General features: G+C 59.8%; 27 protein-coding genes. 5 read left to right on the top strand and 22 right to left on the bottom strand.

Annotation, left to right across the window (positions count from 1 at the left end; all coding sequences use genetic code 11):
• Positions 1-64 precede the first annotated feature (64 nt).
• The 9 genes from ACYSTU_RS23210 to ACYSTU_RS23250 form a co-directional block, all read right to left on the bottom strand.
• A complete protein-coding gene (locus tag ACYSTU_RS23210) occupies positions 65-670 on the bottom strand; it encodes an START domain-containing protein (RefSeq protein WP_016770733.1) in 606 nt (201 codons plus the stop codon).
• Positions 671-710: 40 nt separating this feature from the next.
• The gene (locus ACYSTU_RS23215; protein ID WP_016770949.1) at positions 711-965 is read right to left on the bottom strand and encodes a YkgJ family cysteine cluster protein; all 255 of its coding nucleotides are present in this window, start codon (positions 963-965) and stop codon (positions 711-713) included.
• Between the two features lie 163 nt (positions 966-1,128).
• A complete protein-coding gene (locus tag ACYSTU_RS23220; RefSeq protein ID WP_016770950.1) occupies positions 1,129-1,602 on the bottom strand; it encodes a hypothetical protein in 474 nt (157 codons plus the stop codon).
• Positions 1,603-1,680: 78 nt separating this feature from the next.
• Entirely contained in the window at positions 1,681-3,120 is a 1,440-nt protein-coding gene (locus ACYSTU_RS23225; protein ID WP_024013893.1) for an aminotransferase-like domain-containing protein, read from the bottom strand.
• Between the two features lie 201 nt (positions 3,121-3,321).
• Positions 3,322-4,134, bottom strand: coding sequence for an OmpA family protein (locus ACYSTU_RS23230; protein ID WP_499001839.1), 813 nt, complete (start codon positions 4,132-4,134; stop codon positions 3,322-3,324).
• Positions 4,131-4,493, bottom strand: a complete 363-nt coding sequence (locus tag ACYSTU_RS23235; RefSeq protein ID WP_038860459.1) for a DUF4398 domain-containing protein — start codon at positions 4,491-4,493, stop codon at positions 4,131-4,133. Before ACYSTU_RS23235 ends, ACYSTU_RS23230 begins: the two co-directional genes overlap by 4 nt.
• 9 nt (positions 4,494-4,502) lie before the next feature.
• Positions 4,503-5,324: a substrate-binding periplasmic protein gene (locus ACYSTU_RS23240; protein WP_024013895.1), complete on the bottom strand. Its 822-nt coding sequence runs from the start codon at positions 5,322-5,324 to the stop codon at positions 4,503-4,505.
• Between the two features lie 81 nt (positions 5,325-5,405).
• Positions 5,406-6,335: an electron transfer flavoprotein subunit alpha/FixB family protein gene (locus tag ACYSTU_RS23245; RefSeq protein WP_016770954.1), complete on the bottom strand. Its 930-nt coding sequence runs from the start codon at positions 6,333-6,335 to the stop codon at positions 5,406-5,408.
• Positions 6,336-7,085: an electron transfer flavoprotein subunit beta/FixA family protein gene (locus ACYSTU_RS23250; protein ID WP_499001843.1), complete on the bottom strand. Its 750-nt coding sequence runs from the start codon at positions 7,083-7,085 to the stop codon at positions 6,336-6,338.
• 550 nt (positions 7,086-7,635) lie between these two features.
• Between ACYSTU_RS23250 and ACYSTU_RS23255 the strand changes: the two genes are divergently transcribed.
• Positions 7,636-9,300 carry an electron transfer flavoprotein-ubiquinone oxidoreductase gene (locus ACYSTU_RS23255; RefSeq protein WP_499001844.1) on the top strand — a complete coding sequence of 555 codons (1,665 nt, stop codon included), beginning with the start codon at positions 7,636-7,638 and terminating at the stop codon, positions 9,298-9,300.
• A gap of 184 nt (positions 9,301-9,484) precedes the next feature.
• On the opposite strand, the gene ACYSTU_RS23260 is transcribed toward ACYSTU_RS23255, so the two are convergent.
• Positions 9,485-10,375, bottom strand: coding sequence for an AraC family transcriptional regulator (locus ACYSTU_RS23260; protein ID WP_024013897.1), 891 nt, complete (start codon positions 10,373-10,375; stop codon positions 9,485-9,487).
• 190 nt (positions 10,376-10,565) lie between these two features.
• On the opposite strand from ACYSTU_RS23260, the gene ACYSTU_RS23265 reads away from it, so the two are divergent.
• A complete protein-coding gene (locus ACYSTU_RS23265; protein ID WP_016770957.1) occupies positions 10,566-11,618 on the top strand; it encodes an NAD(P)-dependent alcohol dehydrogenase in 1,053 nt (350 codons plus the stop codon).
• A gap of 11 nt (positions 11,619-11,629) precedes the next feature.
• On the opposite strand, the gene ACYSTU_RS23270 is transcribed toward ACYSTU_RS23265, so the two are convergent.
• The 10 genes from ACYSTU_RS23270 to ACYSTU_RS23315 form a co-directional block, all read right to left on the bottom strand.
• Positions 11,630-12,433 (bottom strand): IclR family transcriptional regulator, encoded by an 804-nt coding sequence (locus ACYSTU_RS23270; protein WP_016770958.1) that lies wholly within the window; start codon positions 12,431-12,433, stop codon positions 11,630-11,632.
• Positions 12,434-12,494: 61 nt separating this feature from the next.
• Positions 12,495-13,805 carry an MFS transporter gene (locus tag ACYSTU_RS23275; RefSeq protein WP_024013898.1) on the bottom strand — a complete coding sequence of 437 codons (1,311 nt, stop codon included), beginning with the start codon at positions 13,803-13,805 and terminating at the stop codon, positions 12,495-12,497.
• A gap of 191 nt (positions 13,806-13,996) precedes the next feature.
• Positions 13,997-15,145 carry a galactonate dehydratase gene (gene dgoD / locus ACYSTU_RS23280; protein WP_016770960.1) on the bottom strand — a complete coding sequence of 383 codons (1,149 nt, stop codon included), beginning with the start codon at positions 15,143-15,145 and terminating at the stop codon, positions 13,997-13,999.
• A gap of 62 nt (positions 15,146-15,207) precedes the next feature.
• Complete coding sequence (locus ACYSTU_RS23285) at positions 15,208-15,828, bottom strand: 2-dehydro-3-deoxy-6-phosphogalactonate aldolase (RefSeq protein ID WP_073472308.1); 621 nt, start codon at positions 15,826-15,828, stop codon at positions 15,208-15,210.
• 19 nt (positions 15,829-15,847) lie between these two features.
• Positions 15,848-16,837: a 2-dehydro-3-deoxygalactonokinase gene (locus tag ACYSTU_RS23290; protein ID WP_016770962.1), complete on the bottom strand. Its 990-nt coding sequence runs from the start codon at positions 16,835-16,837 to the stop codon at positions 15,848-15,850.
• Positions 16,838-17,119: 282 nt separating this feature from the next.
• Positions 17,120-17,614: a hypothetical protein gene (locus tag ACYSTU_RS23295; RefSeq protein WP_016770963.1), complete on the bottom strand. Its 495-nt coding sequence runs from the start codon at positions 17,612-17,614 to the stop codon at positions 17,120-17,122.
• A 6-nt stretch (positions 17,615-17,620) separates the two neighbouring features.
• The gene (locus ACYSTU_RS23300; protein ID WP_223631177.1) at positions 17,621-18,361 is read right to left on the bottom strand and encodes an alpha/beta hydrolase; all 741 of its coding nucleotides are present in this window, start codon (positions 18,359-18,361) and stop codon (positions 17,621-17,623) included.
• Positions 18,362-18,367: 6 nt separating this feature from the next.
• Positions 18,368-18,862, bottom strand: coding sequence for a PAAR domain-containing protein (locus ACYSTU_RS23305; RefSeq protein ID WP_323164916.1), 495 nt, complete (start codon positions 18,860-18,862; stop codon positions 18,368-18,370).
• Positions 18,859-19,521, bottom strand: a complete 663-nt coding sequence (locus ACYSTU_RS23310; protein WP_476312770.1) for a hypothetical protein — start codon at positions 19,519-19,521, stop codon at positions 18,859-18,861. The genes ACYSTU_RS23305 and ACYSTU_RS23310 overlap by 4 nt, the downstream gene beginning before the upstream one ends.
• A gap of 159 nt (positions 19,522-19,680) precedes the next feature.
• Positions 19,681-20,160, bottom strand: coding sequence for a GNAT family N-acetyltransferase (locus tag ACYSTU_RS23315; RefSeq protein WP_024013904.1), 480 nt, complete (start codon positions 20,158-20,160; stop codon positions 19,681-19,683).
• 387 nt (positions 20,161-20,547) lie between these two features.
• Here ACYSTU_RS23315 and ACYSTU_RS23320 point away from each other — a divergent pair, with 387 nt between their 5' ends.
• The 3 genes from ACYSTU_RS23320 to ACYSTU_RS23330 all read left to right on the top strand — a co-directional run bounded on the left by ACYSTU_RS23320 (position 20,548) and on the right by ACYSTU_RS23330 (position 21,636).
• On the top strand, positions 20,548-20,892 hold the full coding sequence (locus ACYSTU_RS23320; protein WP_071173201.1) for a hypothetical protein: 345 nt from the start codon (positions 20,548-20,550) through the stop codon (positions 20,890-20,892).
• A gap of 44 nt (positions 20,893-20,936) precedes the next feature.
• Positions 20,937-21,194, top strand: a complete 258-nt coding sequence (locus ACYSTU_RS23325) for a hypothetical protein (protein ID WP_024013907.1) — start codon at positions 20,937-20,939, stop codon at positions 21,192-21,194.
• Positions 21,195-21,255: 61 nt separating this feature from the next.
• Positions 21,256-21,636: a Rho termination factor N-terminal domain-containing protein gene (locus ACYSTU_RS23330; RefSeq protein ID WP_071173202.1), complete on the top strand. Its 381-nt coding sequence runs from the start codon at positions 21,256-21,258 to the stop codon at positions 21,634-21,636.
• Positions 21,637-21,781: 145 nt separating this feature from the next.
• Here ACYSTU_RS23330 and ACYSTU_RS23335 read toward each other — a convergent pair whose 3' ends face one another.
• Positions 21,782-22,711, bottom strand: a complete 930-nt coding sequence (locus ACYSTU_RS23335) for a PfkB family carbohydrate kinase (RefSeq protein WP_499001852.1) — start codon at positions 22,709-22,711, stop codon at positions 21,782-21,784.
• A complete protein-coding gene (locus ACYSTU_RS23340) occupies positions 22,704-24,170 on the bottom strand; it encodes a purine-cytosine permease family protein (RefSeq protein ID WP_150742570.1) in 1,467 nt (488 codons plus the stop codon). Before ACYSTU_RS23340 ends, ACYSTU_RS23335 begins: the two co-directional genes overlap by 8 nt.
• Between the last annotated feature and the right edge of the window lie 157 nt (positions 24,171-24,327).

Genomic DNA, 24,327 nt, shown 5'->3' on the forward strand with positions numbered 1-24,327 from the left:
TACAATTTAGAGACAAAACAAAACGCCCCGAACCGGTCGGGGCGTTTTGCTTACAGCGAATTGATTATTTCTCGGCGCGTTCTTTCAGCGCTTTCAGGGTATTGAATGGCGCATCGACCACAAATTTGTTGGCGACCATGGCCGGCACGCTACCGCCCGGCTCGGTGTGCACCTGGTAAGTCACTTCAACCTGATCGCCTTTAGGCACGAACTTCCAGAAGCCTTTGACTTGCTGGACCCGCACGAAGCCTTTTTCTTCCGGCAGATAGGTCGGTACGCCTTCAAGATTACGGGTCAGGCTGCCATCGGCACCTTCAACGGTGGTGATCTTCAGCACCGAATCACGCGGGGTCACCGGCCATGGCGTGTTGAATTGCGAATAGGTCCAGCTCAGATCGCCTTCGTGCTTGAGCAGTTTCTGGCTCTTGCATTCGTGAATCCACGCGCAGGCGCCAGAGACGTCTTCCTGCAAGGCGCGCAGTTTGGCAACGGTGGTTTTCATCAGCGCGACGCCTTGGTAGGACTTGTAGTCCGAACCGGGTATCTCGCTCAGGGAAACCTTGATGCCGTCTTCGTTCTTTGCCACTTTCCAGTCTTCTGCCTGAGCGACCGAAGTGGCAAGTACGGCAGTCAGACCACACAACACAGCGATACGGTGCAGCGAACCCATAGTGTTATTCCTTATTGTTGAAGTTCCGTTCGTGAACACATCACGCCGCCGTCATCTGCTCCCACCAGCCGATCAATCTGATCGCTTCTTCCGAACTGCTGCCGCACACCTCGACATCCGCAGCGAAGCCCGAGCACACAGCCGGACGTTCCGGACGGCCGAAAATGCTGCACAGGTTATCGACCGACAGTTGCACGCAACGTTCGCCAGCGGGCTTGCCATCGGGCATGCCGGGGATCGGCGAACTGATGGAGGGGGCAATGCAGCAAGCGCCACAGCCTTCACGGCATTTCATGACGAACAGATCCTCGCGACGGGCGATGTGTAAAGAGACGGGAAACAGAGTAACCGCTAAAACGACTGTTTCAAATTGCTACGAGCGGCTTTTCAACGATAAGTAAAAGTGACCGGGCAGTCTCCGACGAAGCGTCTGGTCTGCGCGTTGCAGAGGGCTGCATCTATTGCTTGAATTCGAAATCCAGCGCTGCGCCTTCCACATCGCGTCGCGCTTCGTTGCGCAATTGCAACTCCATTTCATTGCTGAGCAAGCGGCCGTTGAGCTGGAAGCCGTTATCTTTTTCGCCAAACATCTGCGGCAGGATCGCCTCGCGTTTGGGCAGCTCCACGGTGCCCTTTGGCTTCAGGTCTTCAACCATTTCCTTGGGCAGGCTGAGATCGAGTTTTGCCGGCGGCAATTTGGTTTTGGCCACTTCGCTGGCGGATTTCGACTTCGAGGCAACCGGGCGGCGCTTCTTCACCGTGGCGTTTTTTTTCGCCTGGGCTTTTTTTGCCGGAGCCGCGGTTTTGGTGGCTTTGTTCGTGGTACTGGTCGCTGCCGGTTTTTCCTGGGCTGCGGCCGCCATGACACCCGGTGCCTGACCGATCATCAACAAACCCAGCAATACCCACGCGGCAGGAACAATCGCTTTCATGGACCCAACGAACTAACGGCAGAGGGCCACATGCTCGCTTGTTGTGCGTCACATGACAAGCCTCAGCGCCCTCCCCGTTCAGAATCCGCCAGCGGTTTCCTGACACAGTTGGGTGGCCAACAGACCCAACGTCATCAGCGCCCGCTCCGCTTCGCGATTCCACGGAATGCCGCAGTTAAGGCGGATGCAGTGGTTGAACTGCTCGGTGTTACTGAAGATCAGCCCCGGCGCGATGCTGATGCCTTGTTGCAGTGCGCGCACATGCAATTCCTGAGTGTTGACCCGCCCCGGCAAGCTCACCCAGAGGATGAAACCGCCCGTGGGCCGGGACATTTGCGTGCCCTCCGGGAAATGCTGCTGCACCGCCAGCTGAAACGCACTGAGGTTTTTCCGGTATTCCTGGCGGATGTAGCGTAAATGCCGGTCATAACCGCCGTTTTCCAGATACGCGGCAATCGCCATCTGCGTAACGCTGCACGCCGAATGGGTGCTGAAGGTTTGCAGGCGCTGGATTTCCTGTTGGTATTTGCCGGCGATCATCCAGCCGATGCGCACACCCGGTGACAGGGTTTTGGAGAAGCTCGAGCAGTAGATCACCCGATCCAGGCGGTCGTAGGCTTTCAGCGCTTTGGTGCGGCCCTGTTCAAACATCAGTTCGCCGTAGATATCGTCTTCGACAATCTGAATGTCGAAATCCGAGGCCAGACGCAACAACTGTTTCTGCCGCTCTTCCGGCATGGTGCCGCCAAGGGGATTGCTCAGGCGCGTAGTCAGCACCAACGCCTTGATCGACCATTGGTTGGCGGCCAGTTGCAAGGCTTCCAGGCTCATGCCGGTGGCGGGATCGCTGGGGATTTCGATGACTTTCAGGCCGAGCAGATCGGCCAGTTGCAGCAGGCCGTAATAGGTCGGCGATTCGGCAGCGATCAGATCGCCCGGCCGGGTCAGCACGCGCAACGACATCTGCAAGGCGTCGACACAGCCGTGGGTGATCACCACTTCCGATGGATCGACCACCACGCCAGCGTCACGCATGCGGATCGCCACTTGCCGGCGCAGCGGTTCGAAGCCGGGGCTGAACATGTAGCTGAACGCCCGAGGGCTGTGGAAGCGGGTGACCTTGGCCAATTGCTGATGCAGCGCGCGCACCGGCAGATAATCGACACTCGGCACCGCAGCGCCCAGCGGAAACACGCCTTCGCGGCGGGATTCGACCAATACCTGCTGAATGATGCTGCTGCGCGTCACCAGCCCCGGCCGTTCGACCCGGGCAATGTCCGGCGTCGGCGCGGTCAGCGCCGGGGTCTGGTGTACGTAGTAACCCGACTGTGGCCGGGCGCGGATCAGGCCCTGATCCTCAAGGTTGGCGTAAGCCTGCAACACCGTCGCATGGCTGACGTTGAGCTGCGAACTCATCTTGCGCACCGAAGGCACGCGCTCCCCCGGTTGATAGACACCACGGCGGATGTCTTCGGCCAGTTGCTGAGCAATACGTTGGTAGAGCAAGAGATTGGTCATGACGCAGCACTCGATTTCACGGGCGTTTTATTCTTGTCTGAAACAATACCGGAACAGTTTAGAAGTGTACTGGGACAGTTGCCAGATTACTCGACCGTACAGTGCGGTGTCTGCCCCATCTGTACGGTTTTGCGCGGCAATCGACAGACACAAAAAAGCCCGGCACTGCATGACAGCCCGGGCTTTCCAGAGACGCAGCCCTTAGCGGGCGGCGCCGAGCTGGCCTTTTTCGTCAGAAAACACGATTTCTACGCGGCGGTTCTGCGCCCGTCCACGCTCGGAGGCGTTGGCGTCGACCGGAAACTGGTCGCCGTAACCTTCGACCTGAATGCGTTTTTCGTCGATACCCAGATCGACCAGCACGTCAGCCACCGATTGCGCACGATCGCGGGACAGTTTGAGGTTTTCCTGTCGGCCACCGGTGCTGTCGGTGTAACCCTCAATGCGCACCACGCGCTTGGGGTTCAGTTGCAGGAACTGGACGATCTTCAGCACGACGCGGTTGGCCGAGTTTTTCAGTTCCGCCTGGCCGGTGTCGAACAACACGTCGCCGAGGGTCATCACCAGGCCGCGATCGGTCTGCGTGGTGGCCAGCGCGACGATTTGTTCCTCCAGCCACTTGCCTTGTTGCTGCACGCTGAGCAGTTTCGATTCGCGCAGGGCCAGTTGCAGACGCTGGCGCTCAAGCTCGAGCTTGGCGGCGCGCGCCTCGTTAAGCGCCTGATTGGTATGCTCGCGAGCGATTTCGCTGTAGCGCTGACTCAGGTAGGCGTAATGCACCACGTCGGCACCGCTGCCCCAATAGGTCGACAGCCGATCGGCGCGGGCCAGGGATTCGCCAGCACGGATCACGTCCTTCGGCGCGATGCGCAGCACGTTGGAATCTTCCTTGACCTTCTGGAAATCAGCGCCGGCCTGTTGCAGCGCCGCCTCGCTGTGCTGGCCGGCGCAGCCGTAGAGGCTAGCGCAACCGGCGAGGAGCAGAATGCCGAGAGCATTGGACTTGAGGCTCATTGTGCTTCCCCCAGTTGCAGCTGCTTGCGCAGGCGGACAATGCGGGTATTGAGCACATTCAGCTGTTCTTCACTTTTTTTCGTCAGCACCTTGGCCTCGGCCAGACGTGCATCCAGTTCAGCCTGCTCGGCACGCATGCGCGCGTTGCGATAGGACTCGTCGGCCATGCTGCCTTTGGCGCGGTTGTATTTTGTTTCGGCCAGCTGCATTTCCGGCACTTCATCAGCGGTAGCGCCGACTGCCTTGGCCTGCACGATGGCTTGTTCGGTCAAACGCATTTGTTCACTGGGTGCCGGATCGGATGCGCACCCGGCCAGGGCCAGAACGGCCACTGCCGCGAAAAGAGGTCGAATACTCACTAAGAATCCCTACTGTTTTGGGGCACTGACAGGTAGTGGCGGCTGTTGCTGTTGCGCCTTCCAGCGCTCGATGTTGCGTTGCAGCGCGGCTTCCGTCAGTCCGGACGCGGGCAATTCTGTCATCTTTTTGGCGAGCTGTCCGCGCAACCACGGATCGTTGCAGGCCGAGTTATGCGAAACCGCTAGGAACAGACCCGGCCGGTCGATGGGTTGTTCGAACGCCAACAGATCGCTGGTCATGCCCAATGTCTGAGCGGCGGCCAAGCCTGAGTAACGTCCGGCGAGGACATATTCCACCTCGCCCAACAGCAACTTCTGTAGTGCCTCGGTAAGGTTGGCTGTGCGGGTCAGGGTCAGATTCTGCTCGGCGAAAGTGCCGAATGCCTGAGTCATCCGCGACTTTTCCGACACCGCGCCGGCATGGCCTTTCAGGTCGCTGGCCTCGGCATAGGTCAGCGTCGAGCCTTTGCGCGTCCACACCAGGTAATCGTTTTCCAGCAGTGGCGGATGAATGAAGTCAAGGTTTTCCAGCTCAGTCACGGTCAGCGGCGCGTCGGCCAGCATGTCCATGCGCCCGCTGCGCACTTCATCGAGGGCCTGTGAGCGTTTGCCGGCGTAGAGCAGGTCGACTTTGATGCCCAGATCTTTGGCCACTTGCTGCAACAAGTCAGCACTGGCGCCGATCAGGCGCTTGGGGTTTTGCGGGTCCTGCCACAAGTAGGGCGGCGCGTCCGGGCTGCCGGTGACGACCAGGCGCTCGCACTTGCCAGCGGCCAAGGCCAAACCTGGCAACAGCAACCATCCCAACAACCATCCGCAGCGCAGATCCATGGCAAAACGCTCCCGCTTGAAATTCGAGACAAAAAAAAGCCCGACCAACAGGCCGGGCTCTTTATAAGTGAAGCCGCCGGATTAGACCAGCTTCTCCAGCTCAGGTACTGCTTCGAACAGATCCGCCACGAGACCGTAATCGGCCACCTGGAAGATCGGCGCTTCTTCGTCCTTGTTGATCGCAACGATCACCTTGGAGTCTTTCATGCCGGCCAGATGCTGGATCGCGCCGGAGATACCGACGGCGATGTACAGCTGTGGCGCAACGATCTTGCCGGTCTGACCGACCTGCATGTCGTTCGGTACGAAACCTGCGTCGACCGCAGCGCGCGAGGCGCCCACAGCAGCGCCGAGCTTGTCGGCCAGCGCGTACAGGTGTTTGAAGTTGTCACCGTTCTGCATGCCGCGACCGCCGGAAACGACGATCTTGGCAGCGGTCAGCTCAGGACGGTCGGACTTGGCCAGCTCTTCGCTGACGAAGCTCGAAGTACCGGCGTCGTGCGCAGCGCCAACGGCTTCAACGGCAGCCGAACCACCTTCAGCAGCAACCGGATCGAAACCGGTGGCACGCACGGTGATCACTTTGATCGCGGCGGTCGATTGCACGGTGGCGATGGCGTTACCGGCGTAGATCGGGCGCTTGAAAGTGTCAGCGCTTTCGACCGAGATGATCTCGGAGATCTGGTCAACGTCCAGCGCAGCAGCAACGCGCGGCAGGATGTTTTTGCCGTTGGAGGTCGCGGCAGCGAGGATGTGGCTGTAGCCAGCGCCCAGCTCTGCAACCAGCGGAGCAACGTTTTCCGGCAACTGATGCGCGTAGGCGGCATTGTCAGCGTTGAGGACTTTGCTCACGCCAGCGATTTTCGCTGCGGCTTCAGCCACCGGACCAGCGCCCTGACCTGCTACCAGAACGTGGATGTCGCCGCCGATTTTGGCAGCAGCGGCCACGGTGTTCAGCGTGGCCGGGGCCAGCACTTTGTTGTCGTGTTCAGCAATAACCAAGATAGTCATTTAGATTACCTTCGCTTCGTTCTTGAGTTTTTCAACCAGTTCAGCCACCGACTTGACCTTGATGCCCGCGCTGCGTGCAGCCGGCGCTTCGACTTTCAGGGTCTTGTTGGTGGAGGCGGTGGAAACGCCCAAAGCGTCCGGAGTCAGCACTTCGAGAGGCTTCTTCTTGGCTTTCATGATGTTTGGCAGGGACGCGTAGCGCGGCTCGTTCAAACGCAGGTCGGTGGTGACGATGGCCGGCAGTTTCAGCGAAACGGTCTGCGCGCCGCCGTCGATTTCGCGGGTCACGGCAACGCTGTCGCCAGAGACTTCGACTTTCGAAGCGAAGGTGCCCTGACCGTAGCCGCTCAGTGCCCCGAGCATCTGGCCGGTCTGGTTGTTGTCGCTGTCGATCGCCTGTTTGCCAAGAATCACCAGCTGCGGCTGCTCCTTGTCGACGACAGCCTTGAGCAGCTTGGCCACGGCCAGCGAGGTCAGGTCTTCAGCGGATTCGACGAGGATGGCGCGATCGGCACCCAGAGCCAGTGCGGTACGCAGCTGCTCCTGAGCGGTGGTCGGGCCGATGGAGACGACGACGATTTCAGTCGCAACGCCCTTCTCTTTCAGGCGTACGGCTTCTTCCACGGCGATTTCGCAGAATGGGTTCATCGACATCTTGACGTTGGCGAGGTCGACGCCGGAATTGTCCGCCTTGACGCGGACCTTGACGTTGTAATCCACAACGCGTTTGACAGCTACAAGAACCTTCATGGATTCCTCGTTACTCTCCGGTGAAAAGAAAGTCGCCTAGGCGAACCTGGCGGATGATGCTCATCGGGCGACAAGGGCACCTCTAAAAACGCCGGCTTGAATGTGAGGTGATTCACTTCGCGAAGGGAGGTGACCGTTCGTCAGGGGTGACTGCCGGGTCATTCATTCTCACGCTGTGTAAACTGCGCGCCGGACTTGCGCTGCGCATCACCGTCTACTGCCTGTGCCCTGTCTTTAGAGGTGCTCTTGAAACCGCCAGTCTGCCTACGGCGAGCGCAAAACCGCCCGTATCTTGACCGGAACGCCCATTCTGGTCAATACGCCAAAATGCCCTGTCATAAGCCGCGCTTCTTTGATTTATCAGGGCTGGAGGCGATTCAAACAAACGTTTGTATTGGACGCTCGGAGTGGTGTAGATATAATGCGCCGCCTAGAGAGAAAGGTGGATTCGCCAATATTCCCTTTGACGTTAACGTAAAGGCAATACGGATGCGAGATCAAACCTCCATATTAGAAAAAAAACTGTTGAGCCTTGAGTAGGAGATAGCCTGTGGAACGCGAATACATGGAATTCGACGTCGTCATCGTCGGTGCCGGCCCCGCTGGTCTGTCCGCCGCCTGCCGCTTGAAGCAGAAGGCCGCTGACGCCGGTAAGGAAATCAGCGTCTGCGTGGTCGAAAAAGGCTCCGAAGTCGGTGCACACATCCTTTCCGGTGCGGTATTCGAACCCCGCGCCCTGAACGAACTGTTCCCGGACTGGAAAGAGCTCGGCGCGCCGCTGAACACGCCCGTCACACGGGATGACATTTTCGTGCTGAAAAACGCTGACAGCGCGCAGAAGATTCCTGACTTCTTTGTGCCCAAGACCATGCACAACGAAGGCAACTACATCATCTCCCTGGGCAACCTGTGCCGCTGGCTGGCTCAGCAGGCGGAAAACCTCGGTGTGGAAATCTACCCTGGCTTCGCCGCTCAGGAAGCGCTGATCGATGAAAGCGGTGTGGTGCGCGGGATCATCACCGGTGATCTGGGCGTCGACCGTGAAGGCCATCCGAAAGAAGGCCTGTACACCCCGGGCATGGAACTGCGTGGCAAGTACACGCTGTTCGCCGAAGGCTGCCGTGGCCACATCGGCAAGCAACTGATCAAACGCTACAACCTCGACAGCGATGCCGACGTTCAGCACTACGGCATCGGCCTGAAAGAAATCTGGGAAATCGACCCGGCCAAGCATCAGCCAGGCCTGGTGGTGCACACCGCCGGCTGGCCGCTGGACATCATGGGCACCGAGAACACCGGCGGCTCGTTCCTCTATCACCTGGAAAACAATCAGGTGGTGGTCGGTCTGATCGTCGACCTGTCCTACAGCAACACTTACCTGTCGCCGTTCGATGAGTTCCAGCGCCTCAAGCATCACCCGGTGCTCAAGCAATATCTGGAAGGCGGCAAGCGCGTCAGCTACGGCGCCCGCGCCATCGCCAAGGGCGGCCTGAACTCGCTGCCGAAAATGGTCTTCAAGGGCGGCGCGCTGATCGGTTGCGACCTCGGCACCCTGAACTTCGCCAAGATCAAAGGCAGCCACACCGCGATGAAGTCCGGCATGCTCGCGGCGGAATCGGTGGCAGATGCGCTGTTCGCCGAGCAGGATTGCACCGTCGAACTGACCACTTACGTCGACGCGTTCAAGAACAGCTGGCTGCATGAAGAATTATTCGCCAGCCGTAACTTCGGCCCGGCGATTCACAAGTACGGCGCGATCATCGGCGGTGGTTTCAACTGGCTGGACCAGAACATCTTCGGCGGCAAACTGCCGTTCACCCTGCGCGACACCAAGCCGGATTACGCCTGCCTCAAGCTCGCGGCCGACTGCAAGAAGATCGATTACCCGAAACCTGACGGCAAACTGAGTTTCGACAAACTCAGCTCGGTGTTCATCTCCGGTACCAACCACGAAGAAGAGCAGCCGTGCCACTTGAAGCTGACCGATCCGAGCATCCCGATCAGCAAAAACCTGCCGCTGTACGACGAACCGGCGCAGCGTTACTGCCCGGCCGGCGTATACGAAGTGATCACCAAGGAAGACGGCGAGAAGCGTTTCCAGATCAACGCCCAGAACTGCGTGCACTGCAAGACCTGTGACATCAAGGACCCTGCGCAGAACATCACCTGGGTCGCGCCGGAAGGCGCCGGCGGCCCGACTTACCCGAACATGTAAGTCGAAACGCTGAACAACAAGGCTCCCGACATGGGGGCCTTTTTGTTGCCCAAAATTCCTCTGCCACCACAAGACAACTGTGGGAGCGAGCCTGCTCGCGAAAGCGGTGTGTCATATGAAAATGATGTCGACTGATACACCGCCTTCGCGAGCAGGCTCGCTCCCACAGGAGAATATCGTCGGTTCAGGCAGCGCGCTCTTCCCCCGGGCTGCGTTCGAAGTAGCGCTTGTATTCGCGGCTGAACTGCGACGTGCTCTGATACCCCACCCGATGCGCCACCTGCGCCACGCCCAGCCCCTCCGCCACCAGCAGCGTCTGCGCCTTCAACAAGCGTAAACGCTTCAGATACTGCACCGGCGACAACAGCGTGCTGCGCTTGAAATGCTCATGAAAGGTCGACACGCTCATGTTCGCGCAACTGGCCAGTGTCTCGACATTCAGCGGCTCGGTGTAATGCGCATGCAGATGGCTGATCGACGCCGCCACCCGGGCGAATTGCCCTTGTTGCTCGACCAATGCCCGCAACACATCCGCTTGCGGCCCGCGCAGCGCGACGAACAATAACTCGCGGACCCGCGCCGGGCCGAGAATCTGGCATTCCAGCGGATCGTGCAGACAGCTGAGCAGCCGTTCGACACAACCGCGCATGCCATCGTCGAGCACCACCGAGGTCATCGACTCCGGCGTCTGCGCCGGAATATGCCGACCCGGCGCCAGCCCCATGGCCAGCACCAGTTCGCCGAGCAGGACGCGATCGATCGCCACCGACACACCGAGCAATGGCGCATCGGGCAAGGCAAAGGTTTCGCATTCGAACGGCACCGGCAGCGCCTGGATCAGGTAATGCCCGGCGCCATATTCCATGGTCCGTGGGCCGAGGAACGCCAGTTTGCTGCCCTGGGCGATGATCATCAGGCTCGGCTCGTAGATATGCGGGCCACGGGCGACGTCGCAACTGGCGCGCAAAATCTGCACACCGGGCAGGCCGGTCTGGCTGTAGCCATCGCGCAGCGCCAGCGGTTCGATCAACGAAACCAGCCGGGCATTGGCATCAAGATGACGGGTCAACTGCATCGAATAGGTCTTCGTAAAATTCACGGAAAAGGGGATGAAAACATCATCGCAGATCCGCTGGCCAATGCGATCGCCGAAACCCGCATGCCGGAGGATTAGGCATGAGACCCGGAGAAATCGTCATGGCCGCACCCGCCTCTGGCGCCCAGAATTCACCGCCTCACTTGTCACTGATTTTGCGAGGTCCTCCATGTACACCGCCATCGGCTATGCCGCCCAATCGGCCACCACTCCCCTCGCGCCGATGAAATTCGAACGCCGCAGCCCGCGCGCCGACGACGTAGCGATCGAAATTCTCTACTGCGGCGTCTGCCATTCCGACATCCATCAGGCACGCAACGAATGGGGCATCGCCGTTTATCCGCTGATGCCCGGCCATGAGATTGTCGGAAAAGTCACCGCTGTCGGTGCGAATGTCACCCGTCACAAGGTAGGCGATCTGGTTGGCGTCGGCTGCATGGTCGACTCCTGCCGCAGCTGCGAAGCCTGCCAGGCGAACCTCGAGCAATATTGCCTCGAAGGCCCGACCATGACCTACGCCACCCCGGACCGGGTCGATGGCAGCAACACCATGGGCGGTTACTCCGACAGCATCGTCGTCAGCGAACACTTCGTTGTGCGCATCCCCGAGAAACTGGCTCTGGCCAGCGCCGCACCGATTCTCTGCGCCGGCATCACCACCTACTCGCCGCTCAAGCACTACGGCGTCAAGGCCGGTGACAAGGTCGGAATTCTCGGCATGGGCGGCCTCGGCCACATGGGCATCAAGTTCGCCAAGGCGATGGGCGCGGAAGTCACGCTGTTCACCCGCTCGGCGAGCAAGGCTGAAGAAGGTCGCCGTCAGGGCGCCGATCACGTCATCGTCTCCACCGATGCCGAGCAGATGAAGGCCGCGGCCGGTTACTTCGACTTCCTGCTCGACACCATTCCGGTGCAACACGATTTGAACCCGTACCTCGACACGCTGCGTTTCGACGGTGTGCACATTCTGGTCGGCCTGATCGAGCCGGTGAACCCGCCCGTCCACGCCGGCAAGCTGGTGATGAGCCGCCGCGTGCTGGCCGGGTCCTTGATCGGTGGTATCGCCGAGACCCAGGAAGTGCTGGATTTCTGCGCCGAGCACAACATCACCTGCGACATCGAAATGCTCGACATCCGCCAGATCAACGAAGCCTACGCGCGGATGATTGCCGGTGATGTGAAGTACCGCTTCGTCATCGACATGGCGACGCTGAAGGCTTAAACCTCCACGGCTTATACCTTCAAGCCCAGCTCCGCCGACAGCCGGGTTGTGACCCCTTTCAGCAGGGGGATCAACTCGGCCATTTTTTCCAGCGGCATGTACGGCACGGTGCTGGCGATACTGATCGCCGCGACGATGCCCTTGCTCGCATCACGAATCGGCGCCGCCACACAGCGGATCGACGGTTCGTTGTCTTCCAGATCGAACGCATAGCCACCGGCAACGTATTCGCCCATGCGTTGCTCAAGCTGTTCCCACGACTGCTGGGGATGCTGCGGCCAGAACTGACTTTTCCCACCCGCCGGCAGGCTGATGTCGTACAGCCGCCGCCAATCCTGCGGCGAATCATCTAGCATCAAGGCCTTGCCGATCCCGGTGCGCACCAGCGGCATGCGATGGCCAACCCGCGAGCGCATTTCCGGGCCGTTGCGCCCGGGGTTCTTCAATAGGTACAGCACTTCGTCGCCTTCGCGGATTCCGAGGTGCACGGTATCGCCAGTCAGTGCCGAGAGCTCGTCCAGATACGGCCCGGCCAGGGTCACCAGCGGCAACTCTTCACGGGCCTGAAAGCCCAGTTCGATCAGTTTCGGCCCGAGCAGATAACCGATCTGCGGCACCACGCGCAGATAACGCTCGTCGACCAGGCAACTGGCCAGACGATGGGTGGTGCTGCGCGTGGTGCCGATCAGCCGGGCAATCTCCTTGAGATCACGCGCGCCACTGGCCACCGCCTGCACTACACCGAGGCCGCGCAGCAGCGTCTGGGTGCCGGTGGGCGCGGCGTCCTTGGTTTTTTCCGGGGCGTCTTCCTGCATATCCAGCCTTTTACCGTTGAGCGAAGGAACGGGCGGCATTATGGTCGCCCGAGACTGAGCACTACAACTCGATACGCTCGACCTTGCCCACCAGCAGCACGTAGGACAAGGCACCGACCAGTGCGAGCACGGCGATGTAGGTGATCGCCGGAGCGAACGAATCGCCGCTGGCGAGGAAGCCGATCACAATCGGCGTAGCAATCGCCGACAGGTTGCCGATGAAGTTGAACACGCCACCGGTCAGACCGAGCAAACGCGCCGGTGCCAGCGTCGACACCAGCGACCAGGTGATCGACGCCAGACCGTTGCCGAAAAATGCCAGGGCGAGGAAGGCAATCACCAGCGGCGTCGACTCGACAAAGTTGGCGCCGATGATCGAAGTCGAAATCAGCAGCCCGCCAATGATCGGCAACTTGCGTGCGAAGCCCACGGTGTAGCCGCGCCGGATCAGGAAGTCGGAAAAGAATCCCGAGCACAACACGCCGACGAACGCGGCAAGAAATGGCAGCGATGCGAGCAGGCCGGACTTGATGAAGTCCATGCCGCGATATTTAACCAGATAGGTCGGAAACCAGGTGAGGAAAAACCACAGCGTCGAGTTCAGGCAGAACTGGCCAAGGTAGATGCCCCACAACTTGCGTTTGCTGAGGACGATGCCCAGATCGGTCCAGCTGAATCTGGCCTTGACCTTGGCCGTCTCGGCCTGGATATCGACCAGCCCGCCGCCTTCGCGGATCAGGTCGATTTCCGCCTGATTGGTGCCTTTGAAATCGCGCGGCTCGCGATACACCGCGTACCAGATCACTGCCCAGAGAATGCCCACCGCACCGGTGGCGACGAACACCATGTGCCAGCCGAATGCATGTTGCAGCCACGCCAGCACCGGGGTCAGGAAGGCCAGGCCGACAAACTGCCCGGAGGTGTAGAAACCGATCGCCGTGGCGCGCTCGCGCTCGGGGAACCAGGTGGTGACCACGCGGCTGTTGATCGGATAGGCAGGCGCTTCCAGCGCACCGACGGCCATGCGCAGCACGAACAGCGCGATGAAGCTGCTGACGAAACCGAGCATCACCGTCGCCACCGACCACAGCAGCAGCGCGACGCTGTAAAGGATGCGCGGCGGCACGCGATCGACCAGCCAGCCGCCGGGAATCTGCATCGCGGCGTAAGTCCAGCCGAACGCGGAGAAGATCAGACCGACGTGTACCGGATCGATGCCCAGCTCACTGGTCAGCGCCGGCGCGGCAATCGACAGGTTGCTGCGGTCGAGGTAATTGATGACCACGGTGATGAACAGCAACACCATGATGAAAAACCGCTTGCGGCTAGGCGTGACTAAAGACGCCTGCCCGGAGAGGGTATGCGTTTGCATGATAGATGCCTCTTTTTATGTTTGTTGAGGTCATGACGCAGATCTCCTCTCCCTCGGAGAACTGATCGTTCCCACGCTCCGCGTGGGAATGCAGCCCGGGACGCTCCGCGTCCCAGCAGCGGACGCAGAGCGTCCATTGAGGCATTCCCACGCAGAGCGTGGGAACGATCTGATGCTAGCGAGTCAGAGACTCACCACTCGGCAAAGCTGCCATCGGCATGACGCCAGATCGGGTTGCGCCAGCGGTGGCCGACGGCGGCACGCTCGATCACGTATTCCTCGTTGATCTCGATGCCCAGCCCCGGGCCGTTCGGAATCTTCACGAAGCCTTGGTCGTAGTCGAACACACGCGGATCCTTCACATAGTCGAGCAAGTCGTTGCTCTCGTTGTAATGGATGCCGAGGCTCTGCTCTTGGATAAACGCGTTGTAACAAGCCGCGTCCAGTTGCAAACACGCCGCCAGGGCGATCGGTCCCAGCGGGCAATGCAGCGCCAGCGCGACGTCGTAGGCTTCGGCCATGTTGGCGATCTTGCGGGTTTCGGTGATGCCCCCGGCGTGGGAGGCATCCGGCTGGATAATGTCGACGTAGCCTTCGCTCAATACCCGTTTAAAGTCCCAGCGTGAGAACAGCCGCTCGCCCAGTGCAATCGGCGTGCTGGTCAGCGGCGCCAGTTCTTTCAGCGCTTCGTAGTTTTCGCTGAGCACCGGTTCTTCGATGAACATCAGTTTGTACGGGTCGAGCTCCTTCATCAGCACCTTGGCCATCGGCTTGTGCACGCGGCCGTGGAAGTCGACGCCGATACCGACGTTCGGCCCCACCGCATCACGCACGGCGGCAACGTTGGCCAGGGCAAGGTCGACTTTCTCGAAAGTGTCGAGGAACTGCAGTTCTTCGGTGCCGTTCATTTTCACCGCCGTGAAACCACGGCTCACTGCTTCTTTCGCCGCACGCGCGGTGTCGGCCGGACGGTCGCCGCCGATCCACGAATAGACACGAATCTTGTCGCGCACCTGGCCACCGAGCAGATCGCTGACCGACACACCAAGGGCCTTGCCCTTGATGTCCCACAGCGCCTGATCGATACCGGCCAGCGCGCTCATGTGGATCGCACCGCCACGGTAGAAGCCGCCGCGATAGAGCACGGTCCAGATGTCTTCGATATTGCGTGGGTCTTTGCCGATCAGGTAGTCGGACAATTCTTCCACCGCAGCCGCTACGGTATGCGCGCGCCCTTCAACCACAGGCTCGCCCCAACCGGTCACGCCCTCGTCGGTTTCGACCTTGAGGAAGCACCAGCGCGGCGGAACGATGAAGGTCGTGAGTTTGGTGATTTTCATCTCTGCTCTCTTTTGTAAATGCAGCTTTTATTAGATGCAGCGCACACAGCGCCCAAAAATTCTTAACGCAGGGCTTTCCAGGCAGCCACGTAGGCCTTGGCATTGACCGCCACCTGCTCGGGCGTCATGCCCGGTTTGAACAGGCCGGAACCGAGACCGAAACCTTTCACACCGGCGTCGATAAAGGCCTGCATGTTGTCCGGCGTAATGCCGCCGACCGGCGCCAGCACCGTGCCGGCTGGCAACACCGCGAGCCAGGCCTTGACGACCGCCGGGCTCATTTGCTCGGCCGGAAACAGCTTGAGAATGTCCGCGCCCTCGGCCAATGCGGCGAAGGCTTCGGTCGGCGTGGCCACGCCCGGCGACAGGTACAGGCCCGCCGCTTTCGCCGCGCGCAGAACCTTGGCATCGCTGTGCGGCATGACGATCACCTGTCCGCCAGCAGCTTTGACCTGCTCGACCTGCTCGGGGCTGAGCACCGTGCCGGCACCGATCAGGCAATCGGCGGGCAGCGCATCACGCAGGATGCGGATACTTTCGTACGGCGATGGGGAATTGAGCGGTACTTCGATGACGCGAAATCCGGCGGAATACAGGACTTCTCCGACAGCCGCCGCTTCCTGCGGTTGCAGGCCACGCAGAATCGCGATCAGACCGTTTTGTGCCAGTGCTTGCTTGAGCATGTCAGGCCTCCAGTCAGGGTTAACGGGATGAGGAATCGATCAGTCCGGCGGCGCGCGCCAGGTGCCACAGGCCACGCTCGGTCGCCTGCTCGGCCAGCGTCACCTGAGCAAAGCCGCAGGCGTTGAGGGCGCGGTGATAACGCGTGCACAGTTGCGCATTACCGATGAGCACGATCGCTGGAAGGTTCGATTGATTGCGCCGGCGCCGCTGCACATTGGCAAGCGCTGCCAGCTCATGGCCGATCATCAGGCCGGAGAGATAATCCGCCTGAGCGGTCGGGCTCAGTTCACCGGTCAGGCCGAGGGTGCGGGCGCTGAACAAGGTCGAGAGCACACCGAGCTCGGCATCCGCCGACAGCGCGATTTGCACGCCGCGGTCGAACGCTTGCGCATCGAACGTCGCGCTCGGCTGCTGGGTACGGCCAAGAATGCTGTGCTCGCTGAGTACGGCGAAGACTTCGCCGGTCATGAACGTGTCGAAATGGGTGATGCGGCCATCGACCACTTCCACCCATTTCGAGTGGCTGCCGGGCAGGCCGATCAGCAGGTCGCTACCCGCCTCGGCCGGCAGACTTTGCAGCACGCCGAGGACTTGGGTTTCTTCGCCACGCATTACATTCGGCAGTCGCGAACGCTGAATCACGCCCGGGACGATATGCACCGGCGTACCGCGCAAGCTGACCACGGTTTGCAGGGAATTTCCGAGATGGGCGACGTCGGCCGGCGTCTCGCAGTAAGCCGCTTCGCGCCAGCCCTGTGCACTGCCGACCATGCCGCAAGCGATTACCGGCAGATCCGGCTGCGCATCGAGCCAGTCACCACAGGCTTCGTCGAAGGCCAGTTCAAAACCATCGGCGCATTCACGGCCGTGGATGATTCGCGGGGTCTTGGGCAGCTGCATGATCCCGGACGACAGCGCACGCTGCTCCAGCACCACACCGTCCGCCGCGAGTTTGTAAGCACGTAATGAGGTCGTCCCCCAATCGAGCGCGATCAATTGCGCCTGCATCGCTTCACCTGTTTTGTTTTTGGCAGTGAGTGCGACGGACTATAAACCCGGGGGATTGTAAATCTCAATATATAAATATTGATCCCATATTATGGGAAGCGTCGACAGTAACGGTATCACCTCGCTCAAAACGCCCCCCGGCTGCAAGGATGGCGATCGAATGCCGCGAAAGGCCGAGTCAGGCTTGCACGGACAAAAATGCAAGGTTCGCCATGCCGCTGCGGTCGGGAAATATTCAGGGAGAGCGGCCCTCGAAAGAGGCAAGGCCGGACGGGATATCTTTCATTTTGCATGGCCAGTTGTCAGCAAATCCGCGCTAGGTATCTGCATAATCTTGGAAAAATACGTCTTGTATGTAGTGGAATGGACTCTATACACACAGGAAAAGGAATCTCTGGCTTTTAAAAAGGGATCCAGTGTTTCCCCTTTCAGGCGCCTTTCTCCCCCCTCATCGTCTACCGACTCGTCAAAAATGACATCTGCCCTATAAATTAACGAGTCAGGTGAAACCCTCTCGATAAACCCGAAGCCGGACTGTTTAATTCGGTGTGCCTGAGAAAAATCAAGATCACTTGTCAACGAGCAGACCAGCCCACGCCCTATAGACGACTTGAACAGGCCGAGAAGTTCCACGTCGGACTTGAAATAAACTTGATAAATTCCGGTAGTACGAAGCCGCTCTGTCTTTTCGTATTTAAGGTTAGCAATGGGCCGGCCATGATTCAAAGAACAAGCCGAGAGCACCGATATACATATTGCCAAGATCAAAACCTTCATAGGCGGTTACCCCTTGATCCATTTGAATATTGACTCCGCTACAATCTGTCGCGCTGACTTTCCACCGGGCAAGGCATGAGCATACATAAAGTTGGCATCTGCGTGATTGATATCGAGCCGCCCCATGACATTCGGCCCTTCGGAGATCTCCCATTGCTCACCGAAGTCTGCAACCAGATCTGACAGGTTCCAATCGACCGCAGCGGCCCTGATATTTACCCAATACTGCGCTTTAGGCTTGGGAACCTGACGATATATTTTCGAAATACCATATACGATTTTGCCGTGTCCTACGGGATCCAGCGTCACCAAAATTTTTATTTTGAAACCGCGCTCGGTTAAAACGGCAGACAAATGAGCACCGTTCCAGCCACCCAAACTGTGGCCGATGATATAAATCGCAGTATTGCAACTTGGAATTTTTCGAATAACGTTACGCTCCAGATCCTCCTCACTCATAAATGAGTTATAACCAAGGGGCAACGTCGTACAAGATTTCTGTATCTCCAGCGCTTCGATGTCCGCGTCGACCATGTCTCGCACATAGTCGACATTGTGATTGGGACCATCAACGTAATACCGTTCCTGATCGCCAGCTCCACCAACAAGAAAAACCATTGCATCGCGGATGCTTACTGTTACTTGCTTGACCGATTGATCTGTCTTGCAAGTAAGTGTATGACTCACGGGATCCCTTTTCGCCATTGCCGGTGGTGGAGCCTCCGCTGTTGCACTTCCATTTGCCATCTCTAATTACTCCACAAATAATTTAATCGTCTCAGCCAGGTGCGAACTGACGGTATGGGTAAATCCCGCCGCATCCGTCACGCCAGACTCTTCACTGCCGTTACCCCGCTGAATGATGTAAGGGTGATAAGAGACCGGCTCTCCGGTGTCCTGATTGACTACTTGCAACCTGTCAGTGAAATGCACCGGCATCGGCAACAGCCCACTAAATGCTGCCCCTCCCCCACTTTGGCCGATGATCACCGTGCCCGAGCCACCGATCACGACATTGCCATGCCCACCAGTGCTATCGAGCATCGCGGCATTCAGGCCGTTGATGAAAACAGTGCCGGAAACCGCTCCGGTGATAGGGCTGCCACACGCTGATTTATCGGTCATGCGTGCAGCAGCGAGGCCGTCGAAGAATACGTCCGGCGAGCCGGAGACAATCGGGTTGGTGCCGTGACCTGGCAGTGGGCAGGCGGTTGGGTCGGTGACGCGTGCTGCGGGTTTACCACTCAATTCAAAGCTCCTTGCTTAAGGGGTGCCGGGGATGGCTGATAGATGTCGATGTCGGTCGCGGCAAAGCGCCAGCGATTGTCGACCGGGTCGAACAAAGCATGACAATGCTCACGGCTTTCAGGTGATGTCGCGGTTTGTATGGCACGCCAGGCTTCGTTGGCTTGCCAACTCAACTCGGCAGGCGTTGCATCATCAAGTTCGTTGAGCCAGGCGTTGTAGTTGCGCAGGTGATTGCGCTCGAAAGCCGATTGCAGCAAGTCGCCCATTTCCACGCCAAGGTCCAGATGATGCCTGGAGGTCCAGCGCCCCACTTCGGAGTAGACGTGCCAGCCCATCGGGATCAACGCACCGTTTTTCAACAGAGAATGGCCGGCGAGAGCGACGAAGCCGCAACAGACGTGCAGCATCAGCCAGCCTTGATGGGCGTCGATAATCGCTGTGGGATCAAAGGTTCTCAGCGCTACCACGCCGTAGTCGCCAAGGTCGGCACTGCGCGTCATCAACTCGGCATCAAGCCGCGACACGAAAGCCCGTATAGCCACGCCGCCAGTGCGCTGGGCCATGCAGAGAATTTCCACAGCCTGTCGATTCGGGTCGTCAGAAGAGCCGGTAGTTTTCACCAGACCATACAGACGCATGGACGCCTGCAGTCCGCTCATAGCTGGTCACTCATTGACGCAGCGAGGGCTCCACAGGCGCGGAGAAATTTTGCCAGATGCATTGCAGGTGTCGTCCGTGAGCGCGCAAAAATGGCGCACAGAATGCCGGACTAGAGCGGTGGCGACAACTGAATCAGCAGTAGATTGCCATCATTGTGCTCAGCCCTCGGCAAATTCGCGCAACACCTTGCCATCCATGCGATACCGCACCCATTCCTCCTGCGGTTGTGCGCCGAGGGATTTGTAGAATTCGATGGCTGGGGTGTTCCATTCCAGCACGCTCCATTCGAAGCGGCCGCAGTCGTTGGCGCAGGCGATTTTCGCCAGGTGGCGCAGCAGGGTTTTGCCGGCGCCGCCGCCGCGCTGTTCGGGGGTGATGTAGAGGTCTTCGAGGTACAGGCAATTGCTGCCCAGCCACGTTGAATAACTGAAGAAGAACACCGCGAAGCCGATCGGCGAGCCGTCGCGCAGGCAGATCAGGCCGTGGGCGGTGGCGCCTTCGCCGAACAGGCTGCGTTCGATGTCAGCGACGCTGGCGATGACTTCGTGACGGGCCTTCTCGAAATCTGCCAGTTCGGTGATGAAGGTGAGGATTTGCGGCGCATCGCTGGGGGTCGCCGGGCGGATTTCGATCGTCATGGACGGGCCTTGTATGCAAATTAAAGCGCCATACTAAGGCGCGCAGCGGCACTCGTCACATGGCAAACATACTGATCTGTCCAATTTGCTGAACACTGTTGCCCTTGTGGGAGCGAGCCTGCTCGCGAAAGCATTCTGTCAGTTGAATCAACGTCTGACTGATATGACGCTTTCGCGAGCAGGCTCGCTCCCACAGTTGATATCGCAAATTCTGAAAGGATGCTTATGACCGTTAACTGTTTTGCGCCGCCGGAAACACTAGCGATCGGTATCGTCTGAACAGCAGACACGCGCGCCCGGCATAGACCGTTCGTCGATCCTCAGGCACCAACCCGTCATCAGGGCTGACCAACCAAGTGTAAGGATTCCAATCACTGGAGAAGCCCTATGATCCCGTCAAGGTTGACCGCTTTAGTCTTCAGCGCCCTGCTTTGCCCTGCGGTGTTCGCCGCCTCGTCCACGGCAGCGGGCACTGGCCCTACCGATCCGACCCCGCCACGCGCGCCTGCCATTAACAGTGCTCCCGGTATGAATACCGATGGCTCCGGCGTGCCGCTGATCAATCAGCCACCCGCCACCGGCACCGACCCGCGCACTCAAGGCAGCGATCCGGGGCGTCAGGGTGGCATGAACACGCCTGACTCTCCTGCCACTGCGCCTGACAATGCCGGCCCCGGTGTCGGCTCGAAGACCACCACCGGTGGCTCCGGTTCCGAAGGTGCCGGTCAGTAGTTCGCCGACGCGAGCGCCCTATTCACTCCCATGAAGAGGTAACCATGAACGTCGACAAAGACCTGGAAAAAGAAGTTCTCACCCGCCTGCTGCACGCGCATCCCAACGGCTTGGGCAAGGAGGTGCTGGACAATTACCGGGGCGAGAAAGTCGTGGCCAGCGCCCTCGCCGCCCTGCAGGATCGCGGGCTGATTCATCATGGTCACGTGACCTTGAGCGAAGCGGGTGAACACTCGCTGAACCTGCCGATCAAGCTGAGTTCTGCCGGCGTCGAAGCGGCGCGCAAACTGGATCTGCAGTAGTGCCAAGCCGCTCGCCGTCGAAGCGGCGAGCGGCCGGATCCGCAACTTGAGGAGAAATCCCATGCCTCGTGGAAGCAAAGACAAATACACCAGCGAACAGAAGCGCAAAGCCGAGCACATCGAAGACAGCTACGAGAAAAAAGGCGTGTCGAAAGATGAAGCTGAGGCGCGTGCCTGGGCGACGGTAAACAAACAATCCGGTGGCGGCGAAAAGTCCGGCGGTTCGGGTCGCAAGAAGCCCGCCAGTGCCAAGTCGGAAGATCGCAAAGAATCATCGCGCCGCGCGGTGGCCAGCCGCAAGGGCCATTCACGCAACAGCGAGACTTCGAAGGATACGCAGACTGTCGATAGCCTGATGAAAGAGGCCCGGGCAAAGAACATTCCGGGACGGTCTTCGATGCGCAAGCAGGAGTTGATTGAGGCGTTGCGCAAGGCGAGCTAGAACGACGCCCACTGTAGGAGCTGCCGAAGACTGCGATCTTTTGCTTTTCAAGATCAAAAGATCGCAGCCTTCGGCAGCTCCTACTGAAGATTTGTGTACGACGTAGATCTAAAGTGGGAGCGAGCTTGCTCGCGAAGGCGTCGGGTCAGTCGCCGCTGGATTCGCGGATAAACGCATCCACCTCACCCGCCCCCGGCGATGTCGCCGGCCCCCAGCGAGTCACCGCCAGTGCCGCCGCCGCATTCGCCCGCCGCGCCGCTTCCGGTGCCTCCAACCCCTGCGCCAATCCGGCAACAAACACCCCGGCATGCGCATCACCGGCGCCATTGCTGTCCACTGCTTTGACAGCAAACCCCGGCACCTGTCGACGCTCGCCACGCTGCTGAATCCAGCACCCCTGCGGCCCGTCACGCACCACCATCAGTACATTTTCCGGCAGCAGTTCCGCGAGGCGATCCATCGCGATATCAATCTCATCAGCTCCGGTAAACCGCAGCGCCTCGACACTGTTGCTGGTCCACACATCGATGCGCGGCAGCAATGCCTGCATCATCGGCGCGTCAGGTGACTCCACCAACGGCCCCGGGTCGAACACCACATTGACCGACGCCGGCAGCGCCAGCGTCCAGTCGAGCAACGCCTGCGCCTTGCCCTCGTGCAGCAGACTGTAACCGCTGAGATAAACGTAATCGCCGGGCTCGGCAGCCACGCTGTTAAGGTCCTCCCCGGTCACCTCGCCTTCGGCGCCGATGTAGGAAATGAAACTGCGTTCAGCCGAGGCATCGGTCAGCGCCACACACAAACCGGTGTCGCGCTCGGCCGGTTCGCGCATGCCGATGCCGATACCTTCCGCCTGCATCGCTTGGCGCGCCAGGTCACCAAAACGCCCCGTGCCATGGCGACCGAGGTAAACCACCGGCAGGCCGTTGCGCACCGCAGCGGCCATCACGTTGAAACCGCCGCCGGCTTCGAACCCCGCCGACTGCGCCAGCACGTCGCCGCCAATCTGCGGCAGTTTATCCACGGCCATGACCAGGTCGATGATGACTTGGCCAGTGTGCAACATCTTAGGCATGAGCATTCTCAGGTTGCGCGGCGCGGCGATCTTTCGCACCGCCAAGTATCAGGTAAATGCCACCGGCGACGACGAAGGTCACGATCCAGCCGAGGCCGTTGTGGCCCAGCCAGGAGTCGGACAGAAAACCCTTGAACCAGACGTTTTCTGCCGTGGTGCCAATGGTGGTGAAGCTGAAACCAAGGACGATGGCGATCGCCCAGGCGCCAAACGCGCGCCACTCGATGCCGCCGCGATACCAGTAGGCGCTGCTCGGGCTGACGTCGAGCAGGTCTTTGGGGCTGTAGTAGTGACGGTGAATCAGGTCGACCACGAAGATCCCGACCCAGGCAGTTATCGGCACTGCCAGCAGGGAAATGAAGGTAATGAACGGACCGTAGAAACTGTCGGCGATCAGCATGAAGTAGATCGAGCCGGCGAAGATCGCGACGATATCCACCACCACCGCGTAGACCCGCTTGACCTTCAGGCCCAGGGTCAGCGTGGTCAGGCCGGCGGAGTACACCGACAGGTTGTTCGACAGCAGCAGGCCACCGAATGCGGTGATCAGGTACGGCACGGCCATCCACGTCGGCAGCATGTCGCGGATCGCCACGATCGGGTCAGTCGCCGACGCCAGATCATTGTTGCCCACCGACAACAAGCCGCCGAGAGTGATCAGCAGCACCAGCGGAATGCCCGCGCCGAACGCCGCCGACGCCACCAGGCGCACAGCCTTGACGCTGCGATGCTGATAGCGCGACATGTCCGCACCGGCGTTGGCCCAACCGATACCAGTGCCGGCGGCCATGGTGCCGATGCCGATGATCATTGCGCTCAGCGGTGCTGGCGTGGCGTTGAACACCGCGCTCCAGTCGATGGTCGCGCAGAGAAAACCACCGACGAGAATGTTCAGCGCACCGAACACGTACGTCGCCCACTTCTGGATCACCAGCAAAGTCGCGTGGCCGAGGCCGGACACCGACAAGGTCAGCAGGACAAAGATGGCGATAAAGATCAGCGTCAGTATCGGCGCACTTTTCGCCTCGACCGGCGAGCCGAACAGGATCGAGCACAGCGACAACAACACGAACGCGGCGGTGGTGGTGTTGACGGTTTCCCAACCCAGACGCGACATCAGCGAAACCAGCGTCGGGCCGATGTTGCCGCGCACGCCGAAAATTGCCCGGGAGAGCGTCAGGCTCGGCGCGCGGCCACGACGCCCGGCAATCGAAATGATCCCGACCACGGCAAACGAACCGGCGGCACCAAGAATCGCGACGATGATCGCCTGCCAGATCGCCAATCCGCGAAACGCCACCAGTGTCGCGCCAAGCGGCAGGCCGAGGATGGAAATATTCGCCGCAAACCAGACCCAGAACAGTTGCAGCGGATGACCGTTGCACTCCGCCTCCGGCACCGGCTCGATGCCCCGGGTTTCCAATTGCCCGACGCTTTGCCCGGCGGTTGATGAACTCATGAAGATGCTCCTGTTTGCCTTTTTTGTGGTTGTGGCAATGATGCAAAACGACAAGACAACCGGCCTTCCGAGGCCTGTCTGTGCGATCCATTGCTGTGTGAATTCATTAGAAATGCGCGGCCCCTTTCGCGAGCAGGCTCGCTCCCACAAGGAAATG

The organism is Pseudomonas glycinis, assembly GCF_054871425.1.